This window comes from Sphingomonas sp. PAMC 26605 (assembly GCF_000241485.1).
Lineage (GTDB): Bacteria > Pseudomonadota > Alphaproteobacteria > Sphingomonadales > Sphingomonadaceae > Sphingomonas.
Genome location: NZ_JH584242.1, coordinates 198,001 through 207,298, shown reverse-complemented (window position 1 = coordinate 207,298; position 9,298 = coordinate 198,001). Strand labels below are relative to the sequence as shown.

11 protein-coding genes are annotated in these 9,298 nt (G+C 58.9%); 8 read left to right on the top strand and 3 right to left on the bottom strand.

Going from position 1 to position 9,298, the window contains the following annotated elements; genetic code table 11:
* The first annotated feature begins 241 nt into the window (after positions 1–241).
* From RH90_RS23635 to RH90_RS19120, 7 genes are all read left to right on the top strand, one after another.
* Positions 242–400: a hypothetical protein gene (locus tag RH90_RS23635; protein ID WP_157134738.1), complete on the top strand. Its 159-nt coding sequence runs from the start codon at positions 242–244 to the stop codon at positions 398–400.
* Positions 401–579: 179 nt separating this feature from the next.
* Positions 580–1,590 (top strand): OmpA family protein, encoded by a 1,011-nt coding sequence (locus tag RH90_RS19145; RefSeq protein WP_157134737.1) that lies wholly within the window; start codon positions 580–582, stop codon positions 1,588–1,590.
* A 95-nt stretch (positions 1,591–1,685) separates the two neighbouring features.
* Positions 1,686–2,210, top strand: coding sequence for a hypothetical protein (locus tag RH90_RS24410; protein WP_232280426.1), 525 nt, complete (start codon positions 1,686–1,688; stop codon positions 2,208–2,210).
* A 121-nt stretch (positions 2,211–2,331) separates the two neighbouring features.
* A complete protein-coding gene (locus tag RH90_RS19135) occupies positions 2,332–2,745 on the top strand; it encodes a DUF6326 family protein (RefSeq protein ID WP_010188135.1) in 414 nt (137 codons plus the stop codon).
* On the top strand, positions 2,738–3,442 hold the full coding sequence (locus tag RH90_RS19130; protein ID WP_010188134.1) for a DUF4386 domain-containing protein: 705 nt from the start codon (positions 2,738–2,740) through the stop codon (positions 3,440–3,442). The genes RH90_RS19135 and RH90_RS19130 overlap by 8 nt, the downstream gene beginning before the upstream one ends.
* Before the next feature lie 168 nt (positions 3,443–3,610).
* The gene (locus RH90_RS19125; RefSeq protein WP_010188133.1) at positions 3,611–4,186 is read left to right on the top strand and encodes a recombinase family protein; all 576 of its coding nucleotides are present in this window, start codon (positions 3,611–3,613) and stop codon (positions 4,184–4,186) included.
* Positions 4,187–4,863: 677 nt separating this feature from the next.
* A complete protein-coding gene (locus tag RH90_RS19120; protein WP_010188132.1) occupies positions 4,864–5,373 on the top strand; it encodes a DUF4232 domain-containing protein in 510 nt (169 codons plus the stop codon).
* Positions 5,374–5,540: 167 nt separating this feature from the next.
* Here RH90_RS19120 and RH90_RS19115 read toward each other — a convergent pair whose 3' ends face one another.
* Entirely contained in the window at positions 5,541–6,539 is a 999-nt protein-coding gene (locus tag RH90_RS19115; protein ID WP_010188131.1) for a sensor histidine kinase, read from the bottom strand.
* 74 nt (positions 6,540–6,613) lie between these two features.
* A complete protein-coding gene (locus RH90_RS19110) occupies positions 6,614–6,982 on the bottom strand; it encodes a response regulator (RefSeq protein ID WP_010188130.1) in 369 nt (122 codons plus the stop codon).
* A 376-nt stretch (positions 6,983–7,358) separates the two neighbouring features.
* Here RH90_RS19110 and RH90_RS19105 point away from each other — a divergent pair, with 376 nt between their 5' ends.
* Positions 7,359–7,952, top strand: a complete 594-nt coding sequence (locus RH90_RS19105) for a DUF1349 domain-containing protein (RefSeq protein WP_010188129.1) — start codon at positions 7,359–7,361, stop codon at positions 7,950–7,952.
* Positions 7,953–8,106: 154 nt separating this feature from the next.
* On the opposite strand, the gene RH90_RS19100 is transcribed toward RH90_RS19105, so the two are convergent.
* Positions 8,107–9,072 (bottom strand): GGDEF domain-containing protein, encoded by a 966-nt coding sequence (locus RH90_RS19100; protein ID WP_269724312.1) that lies wholly within the window; start codon positions 9,070–9,072, stop codon positions 8,107–8,109.
* Between the last annotated feature and the right edge of the window lie 226 nt (positions 9,073–9,298).

Genomic DNA, 9,298 nt, shown 5'->3' with positions numbered 1-9,298 from the left:
GAGAATGAGCGCGGCTTCTCGAAACCGGTCACGGTAGTAGATATGGGAAACGATCGGAGCGGATCGCGAACGACGTAAAGTGGTAGGAAGCAATCGTTCGCCTTTACGAAGCGAGATAGGGGCGCGGCCTAACCCGCCGGGCTTTTTCGTGGTATGGGCAAGACATCGCCACCTATCATGCCGCGAGCAGGATGGCGACTGAGGGCAAAGACTGGCTCCCGCTTGCACGTGGAGCACCAACATGGCCGAACCCGAAGATATGGCATTTCTTGTCTTGCGCGAGCGACAATCCCGCGAGTTGGCAGCAGTGCCGGGAGATGTTGCGGTGCAGCGTGCGCACCTAGGCATGGCGGACCGCTATGCCGCCCGCATATACGTTCTAAAATCCCAAACCCTTTAAGTCAGACACGTATATTGGGAGCGCCTTTCAGCCGCCGTCAAGGCAAGCTCCTGGTCTTCGATAAGAAGCGTCTACCCTTTCGGCGAAATCCGATGTTCGCTTGCCCATGCTCTCACGATGCCGATTGCCCCCCGCCAGCCATGTGGGTTACCATCCCCTCGGTGAGTATGGGGGATCGCATGCGGAAGATCATTCTGGCCGTGATGCCGTTGGCGCTGCTTTCAGTCGGTTGTCATCGCAAGCAGAAGGTCGAGGAAACAGCGACAGCTACCAACGTCACGGCGGCGACTGTTTCAGCGAGCCCGGCTCCACCTGCTGCAGCGCCGATGCCGGCCGATTTCTCGATCGACAATGTGCCAATCTCGAATGCGCCGCTCGGCAAATTCCCCTTCTTCGGCTGGCCCGCAAACTACGCGCCGCAGAATACGCCGAAGGAAGTCGGCTTTGGTCATTTTCCGTTCTGGACTGGCAAGGCCTTCAACGACATCGAGGGCCAGACATTCATGGTCACTCTCGACGCCGCCCCGAACAAGCAGTTCTCCAGCTATGAGCTGCAAAAAAATATGCAGACGCTTTTCCAGCAGGCGGGAGCGGTCAAAGTTTTCGAGGGTAAGATACCGTACGATACGTTGAAAGCACTGCCCGACACCGTCAGAAGTGAGATCTCGCCTGGTCTTGGGGACGCCTATAACGACCCGGTCGAAACCTGGGTTATCCATCGCCCGCATGACGCCATCTGGATCAACTATTCGACCAACACGGCGCAAGGTGCGTTCGCCGTCGTGCAGACTAAACCGTTCGTGCCGACAGCGGTGCTGCTGCCCGCCGACCAGCTTAAGACCGCTCTGGACCAGATCGGCAAGGCGGTGATCCACGTCAACTTCGCGACCGACCAGACGCAGCTTCTGCCAACCTCAGGTCCGCAGATGGATGCTGTGATCGCGCTCCTCAAGGGCGATCCGTCGCTTAAGCTCGCGATCAATGGCTACACCGACGACACCGGGTCCGACGATCACAACGTTACGCTTTCGGATGGTCGCGCGAAGGCCGTGCAGGCAGCGCTCGTCGCAGCCGGCATCAAATCCGACCGCCTCCAAGCCAAAGGCTATGGCCGCATGATCCCGGTCTCGAATAACACGGACGAAGCAGGCAAGGCTGCCAACCGACGGGTTGAGCTGGTTAAGCTGTAGGCCGTCCCTAACTCGTTGGCAGAAGCTGCACGCCGCTACTAGTTTGCGCAGATGGTCTGCGAGGCAGCACCTAACCCATTTTCATCTGAACGGTTGTGGCACCGTTCAACAAATGGCGGTTTCCTGCGCAACGCTGCCGTCAGCCCGTTCTCGAAACCCATGACGTTCGGGATTTCATCGAGCCGCCCGCTAATCGCCGTGCATCGAATTTGTGCATCGTGGAAGCGGCTGCATTTCCGCCGTTCTTTATAGACAACCGTTTGGCATCCAATCGTAGGCTCACGCCGGCTCCCCTGGTACGGGTAGAAATGCCAAACGATCAGCCACCCGCACCTATTCGACCTTGGCGTGATAGCCTCACGCTGGTGGTAGTGGTGTTCATCCTATGGAACGCGATCATTTTGTGGCTGCTCTACACCGGTGCAACCGATCACGAAGTTGGCAACGATGCAGCCGGTGCAGGCATGGGCCGAGGATTTCGTGAGATATTCGCTACGGCAAGTGCCATCGGGATTGCCGTTCTCGCACTGCCTGCCATTATCGTCCAGCATCGCGGCGTGCGCATTACTTTTATCGGGCTACTTGGCATCGCGAGTTGCCTGACGCCAATGATGCTCTGACAAGCATCGTGACTTTTCCACAAACGATCTAGAACTGGGAAAACCACTCCCCCCCCCCCACGCATCGTTGCAGCAACGGCATTGCTGTGTTATCATAACAACACACTGACTGGGGGCGCAGGTGGCGTTGGAAGAGTATCGGGCACCGCCCAAGGTAAAGCTGGCGGCGCTCTGGGCATCCACGATGTTCTGCTACCTCTACGGCGACTATATTGCCCTCTACGTCGCCCGCACGCTTGCGGACATGAACCACGGCAGCATGGGGCCGTTGGGCCACGCGACACCTTACCTCCTGACGGCGACGTCACTGATGATGGCGGTTCCAAGTCTCATCGTGGCCCTGTCGCTTCTGCTGCCCGCGCGCATACTCCGTTGGACGTGCATCGTCCTCTGCCTGTTCTACACGGCTATCATGGCGGGCAGCATTCCCGGCTCGGAACCGTTTTACAAGGTGCTGGCGGTGATCGAGATGGCGCTGACATTGGCGATCACCGTCATCGCGGCCCGTTGGCTCAGCGAGGTCCAACGTGGCTGAGACTGCGCCGGCACCGTCTACCGCACGCCTCACGGGCGCGCTTTACCTTGGCACGATCGTGTTCGGATTGTTTGCCGAGGTGGGATCACGTGGATCGCTGATCGTCGGTAGCGATGCCGCCGCCACAGCCCGCTCCATCCTTGCCAACGAAGCACTGTTCCGTGCCGGCCTCGCCGCCGATCTTGCGATGCTGGCCTGCTACGTCGGGGTGACGACACTATTCCTCGACATGTTCCGCTCCGTCCATGCCGGCGTATCGCGGATGGCGGCTGCCTTCAGCCTGATCGGTATTGCCGTGCTGGCGGCCGATACCCTGCTGCTGCTCGTCCCCCTGCGGCTGCTGGCGGCGCCCCCCTATCTCGCTGCGCTGGGATCGTCACAACGCGATGCGGTAACGTTGCTCGCGCTCAAGGTGCACGGCGACGGCTATGACGTGAGCCTCGTATTCTTCGGCATCTACTGCCTGATGCTGGGCTGGCTGGTATGGCGCAGCGGCTTCCTCCCCAAGACGATCGGCGCACTGATGGCGCTGGCGGGCGCGTGCTACATTCTCAACAGCATCGCCAATCTGGCGGTGCCTGCCTTCGCCCGCATGCTGTCGCCGCACTTGATGGACCCGACGCTAATCGGTGAGGTGACATTGGCGCTCTGGCTGCTCGTATTTGGCGCAGGCAGGCGATCCAAGCGCGACCGCTAATTACTCGACGCCGTTTTCCCGATTGGGAAGGTCTAGTGAGCAAGGGAGGCTGCGAGGGCCTCTTTCCGGAAACGCCGGGAAACCGTTGTCGCCGTTTTCTCAAAACCCGTTCCCAATATAGCTTTCTCACGAACTGTAATTTAGATGGAGTTGTGAGAAAGGAGCGTCATGCTCATTGGCTATGCTCGGGTGTCTACCTCGGATCAGGATTTGGCGTTGCAATTGGATGCCCTCAACGCGGCCGGGTGCGAGCATATCGCGACCGACAAGGCGAGCGGGGCCAGCACCAATCGGCCGGGACTGACGGAAGCGCTGGGAATAGCGCGCAAGGGTGACACGCTAGTAATTTGGAAGCTCGATCGGCTCGGCCGCACCATGAAGGGGCTGGTCGATCTAGCGGCGGATTTGGCGGCACGCGGAATCGAACTGCGCTCGCTCACGGACGGGATAGACACTGGCACGCATACCGGACGCCTGCTCTTTCACATCCTCGGCTCAATTGCGGAGATGGAGCGTGAGCTGATCCGAGAGCGGACCATGGCGGGACTGGCGGCGCGCCGGAAGACCGGCGGAGGTGGCGGGCGTAAATCCGTCCTGACGCGTCGCAAGCGGGACAGGGCGGTCAAATTGCTCGCTGCCGGCGATCGGCCGCAGGACGTGGCAGAGGCGATCGGCGTGTCCGTTTCAACCTTCTACCGCTATTTTCCCGCTGGCGGCCGGGTCACGCCGACTGATGACAATTAGCGCGATAAGGATGCCGCCACATAGCGTGCACGTTTACAAGCTAGGGCCCGGACAGCGATGATGAGCGATCTTCCCACGTCATGTTCGTTTGCGGGAGGGAGGTCGGCCAGCGGCTATGCCGGGCATTGGAGAGTGGAAACCAAGGGGCGGCCAACGTCGACCGCCTCATCAGGCTCCTTCAAGAATGACAGGAATCGACCGTTGCTGACGGCGGCTAGGCTCGGTTCTCGCCTTTCCATGATGCTGTTATAGCGTTTCCAGCATAGTGCAGGGATCAGAGATCGGAATGCTTCATCACACGCCTAACCCAATCGAGCGCGCATTTGAGATAGCCAACGAGGGGCGCTGCCGACGCGTCAGCGAAGTTGTCGAGCAGCTAAAACGAGAAGGTTACGAAAACGTGCACTCACACCTCGGTGGAATGTCTATAAAACGCCAGTTGACGGCCGCGCTCAAGCATCTCGACCTATAGAGCTGTGGATAAGCGTCGCAGCGGGCTCACCTCTATTTGCGAAGGAACCAATTGCGAAAGCTTAATACCTTTTAAATATGTTTCGTCGTTGCAACGACCAGTCGAGTGTTCGTGGGTGCCGGCTTGAACGATTATGTACAACAGAAGGAAACGGCCGGTCGCCATTAACGCCGCCCAGCCACTCTGCCCGCATTGGAGATAATGCATGCCGATCGTTAGTTTGTTGCTCGCCGCACAGGCGGTCCTCACGACACCCACATCAGCCGCTCCGCCTGCATGCTCTGGGGCGCAGCTCCGGCTATCGTTGGACGCGCGCGATGGCGACTTCAATGGCATGTCGCACTCAGGCACTGAGCTATCTATCCGTAATACCGGGCCGGATTGCACGCTGGCCGGGCTTCCGACGATCCAGATGCGCGACGCGCGGGGACGCGTGCTGACCGCCATACGGCAAAAGCCTGTCGGGATGTATCCGGGACCGGTCGTGCTGCCCGTGCGTCTCGGCGGCGGCCACCGGGCCGTGACCAATTTGCGCTGGGTGTCTGGCCCGACCTTCCCACAGAGCCGCAGCGTCCATGCGACGATGGTGACGGTGCGGATTGGCAAGGCGACGCTTCGCGCCCCGCTCTCGGCCGTCCTCTACGGTGATGCAAGGAAGCCGGTCACCTTCGAGCAAGCGCCTCTACGGGCGATGGAGGGAATGGCGGCAGGGTAAGCGACTTTCCGATGGCCTGTTTGTCTCAGCAAGTGGCGGCTGGGATGCACAGAGCCCGCAAAGCCAAAGACCTCGCCGGAAAAGTGCCACGTCGGCAGGGTCTTGGTTCAGAAATGCCGAGGAGATAAGAGAACCCTGGGGATCTCGACGCCTATCTTGAGAAGGCGCTAGGCCACCAAGCGGTCCTTTTTCATGGCCAAATTTATGATAACGCCTCCGGCCGACCACTCGCTGGAGAACGAGCCTCCAAGACGCGATGCGATGCGGGTCATGAGCTTGCTACCGAACCCTTCCTCGGCAGGTCTTTCTACGGCCGGGCCGCCGCGCTCTGTCCATACCAGCACCACGTCGTTGTCTTGAACCGTGCAAGCAACATCGAGGGTGCCGGTCGGGATCGATAAAGAACCGTATTTGACAGAGTTGGTAGCCAGTTCATGAAGGATTAGCGCCAGATTGGTTGCGGCAACCTCGCCAGCGGCAAGCCGCGGCGCGGAGACGCGCACCCTACCGGAGAAAGCACCGTCTTCGTCGTAGGGTGCCAAAAGAACGGATATCAGGTCGCCAACAAGCGCGGCCTCTCTATCCTTGCCTATAACCGGTCGAACAAGATCATGAGCCCGACCCAAAGCCGAAAGGCGAGCCGTAAGGTCCTGTGCCATGTTTTCCGCGCTGGTAGCCGATCGCGACGTGATCGTTGTCAGGCTCGATGCGATAGCTAACAAGTTTTTGACACGATGGCTCATCTCGCCTGCCAGAAGTTCATGCGCTTCCTCGGCCTGCTTGCGACCAGTCACGTCGAGGAAGATACCAAACATGACGTAGCCAACGATCCCGGAATCATCGCCTTGGCCGCGTGCCGAAATCCAACGCACCGCGTCGTTGCTCAATATACGAAAGTCGGTCTCGTAGGCACCGGTCAGGGCGCGAGTCGCTGAGAAGGCCGCGCGCACCCGGTCTCGATCAGCGGGGTGGATTTTTAGTGACAAGTCCTCGAACGTGATTTCGCCTTGGGCACCCAAACCCCACAAGCTAAAACCATGTTCGTCCATCGTCAGACGATCAGTATCGACGTTCCACGACCACAGCGCGACCCCGGCCGCTTCAATTGCACGACGCAGGTCGGTGACGCCCCATTGCGGCGTGTCGGCGGTTTGTTCCGAGATCATGCGTCATCCTCTGAGAAATCCGCGCCTCGGGCTTCTCGGGCATGTGTACGCAGGTTTTTGATTCAAATTGAAGCTCAGACGGGCTTAGCTGTCACATTCGGTGCCAGATCCCGGAATGCAGCTGCAAACGCCGCAGAGTGAAGAGGTTTACTTAGAACGCGACCGGGGGGGGCGCATGGCTTGCAATCCTGCGGCGTTCCCGTGACGAAAATTACTGGGACCGGGCCAAGCTCCCGAAGGATCGTTTCGACAGCTCGGGGGCCAGTCCCCTCCAGCAATGCGACATCGGACGTTATGAAGTCTGGCCGCCGCTCTCGGGCGGCATCGATAGCCTCGGTCTGGGTGTCGGCAAACGAGAATGAGGTGGCTCCTAACGCCTCAAGCTGGCATTGTAAATCGAGCGCGATCAGCATCTCGTCTTCGATTATAAGCACATGGCACATTGAGCAGTTTCCGGTCGTCTATTTAGCTCAAACACTTTTAACCGGATAATGGGGGCGAAGCCCCTTATGAATTCGACTTCCGTTCGGCCCGCAGCATCATTAGTCCCCCCTTGCCCCCAACGAATCGCCGATCGTATCCGACGCACCGCGCTTGGCAGTTGGCAGTTGGCAGTTGGCAGATTAAATCTCAAAACAGCATCCCAATCGGGAAGGCTTCGACCCTTTGCGCGTCGTTGTTTACGCGAGTGGCGGTGGGGGATAGACCCCCCTTTTTACGTCGTTTGCTATGCTCGACGCGTTGGTTCGAACAGCAGCAGGATGGTAATTAGCGTCGGCAGTCCTGGGCGGGACCGCCTACAAGATAAGGCAGCATGGCGTGAACGAGCTCTACAAATTTATCGTTGAGGGTGGGGATCACGGACAGGCGGGCATCGACGGCGACGCGTTCTGGCTTCGTGCCAACGCTCGTACCGACTGGTTCTTTAAGCCCGACGGAAGCGGGCGTTCGGACAACATCGTCCGCCTGGTACGGAGTATGGACCAACCTGTTTTCGCGCTTCGCGCAAAGGTTTCTGCGGCGTTCGTCGCTACTTACGATGCGGGCGCGCTGTTCATTCAATCCGATGATCAGCATTGGGGCAAGCTCGCTTTCGAGCGGTCAGCAAGCGGCGAGCCTACGATTGTCAGCGTCGTAACGCGCGGTACATCGGACGACGCCGACGGCCCGGTTAACCTCGGCGATCATGTCTGGCTTCGTCTTTACTGCGACGGACGGGTTGTCGCCTTCCACCATTCGCTCGATGGCGAAGCCTGGCGGTTCTCGCGGCTTTTCACGCTGCCGAATATTGGAGCCCGACCCATTCGGATTGGCTTCGGCGTGCAATCACCAACGGGTAATGGCACGACCGCTATCTTCTCTGACGTCGAGGTGACCTACGACGCGATCTCAGACATGCGAGATGGCAGCTGATGCGGGCGGCCACGCTCGCGGTATCGGCGTAGCTACTGTCGCCTTAATATAAGGTCCGAGAAAGCTACTTCTTCCCATTTCTCGATTGTTTACGGGATAGCCAGGTTTTATGGGACGGGCGTTTTCGAAAGCTCTATTAGCTAATTAGCTGTGGCTAGCTCGCCAGCAGAAGCGCTGATTTGCAGCAGTTTTTTCCCGCGTCCTTCGCGAGGTACAGTGCGCGGTCGGCAGAGGTCAGCAGAGTCTGCGGCATTACGGCTGTGGCACCGTCACGGGCTAGCGCGGTGGCTACGCCGATGCTTACGGTAATCACCCCTCCTACTTCTACCCCATGGGGGATTTGCAGCGCCTCGACAGCAGCCCTGATATGCTCAGCGATATCCATAGCATGATTACGGTCAGCCTTAGGTAGTACGACAGCCAGTTCTTCACCCCCATATCTGGCCACCACATCTTTATCGCCGCTGGTTGCCGACAGGAACGCCGTTGCCACGCTGCGGAGGCAATCGTCCCCCACCTGATGGCCATGAGCGTCGTTGAATTTTTTAAAGTGATCGATATCCGCAAGCAGAAGCGACAGCTGTGACTTAGCAACAAGCGTCCGCTTCCACTCTCCCGAAAGCGCCTCATCAAACGCCCGGCGATTGGCAAGACCGGTAAGGCCGTCCTTCATCGCCATGGCACGCAACTCGTCTTCGAGAGCCTTGCGCTGAGATACGTCGCGCATGATGACGGCTCGGTCCCCCGGGGTACCCGATTTTAGGTGCTCGACAACCCTTGAGGCTACCTCAACCCAGAGCAGGGAGCCATCGCCGCGAATGACGCGTACTGTGACCGTCGCATCATTCGAGCCGCCGCTAATTACGACCCGGTTAGCTTCAACAAGAACCGGAAGATCTTCGTGGAATACGAACTCGAAGACAGGGTGCCCGATCACCTCAAACGGCGACCGGAGAAACAACCGCTCGGAGGAGCCAGAAATATAGCTGAAGGTCATGTCAGGCCCAACCAGGGCAATGACATCGCTGGAATGCTCCGCGATCAGCTGGAGAACGTCTGATGCCTTCGCGTCGTCAGGTGCCCAAGGCCTCAAACCGCTACTCCGAGATACGCAACGCATCGATACGTTGCAGCGGTTCGTAAGCCTTTCGCACCTAACGGGCGATGAAGACCGCGCCTTTTTCGGTCCAACCGGCAGCTCTTTCAGACGTAATGAACCGATCGGGAGCAGGACGACAGACAGGGCACGGTGGAAGGATGATGCGGCCGTTGGGACCGAACGCTCATAGAGCATGATTGCCCGAAGCGTTTCTCTATACAAATTGTGAAACTGCCGTGCTTGAATT